2 protein-coding genes are annotated in these 1,442 nt (G+C 68.2%); both read left to right on the plus strand.

The genetic code is table 11. The features are described 5' to 3' along the window. Nucleotides 1-802: carbohydrate ABC transporter permease (locus BIV03_RS16950; protein WP_071296519.1), on the plus strand; the 802-nt coding region annotated here is incomplete at its 5' end. Continuing rightward, nucleotides 799-1,442: carbohydrate ABC transporter permease (locus BIV03_RS16955; RefSeq protein ID WP_071296520.1), on the plus strand; the 644-nt coding region annotated here is incomplete at its 3' end. The genes BIV03_RS16950 and BIV03_RS16955, both read left to right, overlap by 4 nt.

Raw genomic sequence — 1,442 nt, forward strand, 5'->3', positions numbered from 1 at the left:
CGGGTTCGCGAACTTCGCCGAGGCGTTCACGGACTCGCCCCTGCTCCACTCGATCTGGATCTCGGTGTCCATCTCGGTGCTCGTCACCGCGGTCACCGTCCCGATCGGCGTCGCCGCGGCGATCTCGACGCAGAACCGGTTCCCCGGTCGCGGACTCGTCCGGTCGATCTACCTCATCCCGTACGTGCTCCCCGCCTTCGTCGTCGGCACGTTCTTCCGGACGATGCTCCAGCCGCAGGGCGTCGTGAACTCGATCCTGCACACCGACGTGCTCTGGTTGAACGGCTCCGCGTCGTACTGGGCGCTCGCCGGCGTGATGATCTGGACGAGCTGGCCCTTCGTCTACCTGCTCTCCCTCGCCGGACTGCAGGCGGTCGACAACGAGGTGCACGAGGCCGCCGCACTCGACGGGGTGACCTGGTGGGCGAAGCTCCGCTACATCATCTTCCCGTACCTGCGCGGACCCCTGAGCCTCGCGGTGATCATCGCGATCCTGCACAACATCAACAACTTCACCCTCCCGTTCGTGCTGTTCGGCATCCCACTGCCGTCGAGCGTCGAGGTCATGCCCGTCCTCACCTACATCGCGAGCTTCCAGTCGTTCCGCTTCGGCCTGTCCGCGGCGATGGCGATCTGCTCCCTCGTGATCGTCGCGATCCCGCTGTTCGTCTACCTGCGGGCCGTGAAGCTCGACACCGGTGACGACGCGGGCCCCAACCGCAAGCAGCGTCGTGCCGACCGGCGCACCCTCGCGGCAGCGACCCCGGCCGCTGCCGCCGACATCGACGGAGCCCGAGCATGAGCGCCTTCACCACCTCCACGCGGACCCGCCCCACGGCGACGCTGACCGAGAGCATCACCGCCGGCGACCGCGGCCGTCGGCACAAGCGCCCGTACGACACCGACGTCACCCGGCTCCTGCCGCGCTGGCTGCTCATCCTCGTGATCGCGGTGATCATCGCGTTCATCGCCGTCCCCGTGCTCTACATCCTGTTCGGGTCGGTCAACTCCGACGTCGCGGTGGCCCGGGGCGAGTACTTCCCCTCGGAGTTCACGCTCGCGAACTACGTGGACATCTGGTCGACGGTCGCACTCGGCGAGGGGCTCGTGAACTCGATGCTCACCGCCGGTGCCGTCGCCGTCGCCAGTGCGGCGCTCGCCGTCTCCACCGCGTACGTGCTGGTCCGGTTCCGCTTCCTCGGACGCCTGACGTTCCTCCGCGGCCTGCTCGCGCTGCAGTCGATCCCCGGCACGCTCCTGCTCCTGCCCGTGTTCGTGGTGTTCTCGAACATCGCGAGCGCCACCGGCGTGCAGATCATCGGCACCCGCTGGGGACTGTTCGTCACGTACCTGACGTTCGCCCTGCCGTTCTCGACGTGGGTGATGGTCACGTACCTGCGCGGCCTGCCGAAGGAACTCGAGGAGGCCGCCCGCATCGACGG

Source organism: Curtobacterium sp. MCBA15_016, from assembly GCF_001865105.1.
Classification (GTDB): Bacteria; Actinomycetota; Actinomycetes; order Actinomycetales; family Microbacteriaceae; genus Curtobacterium.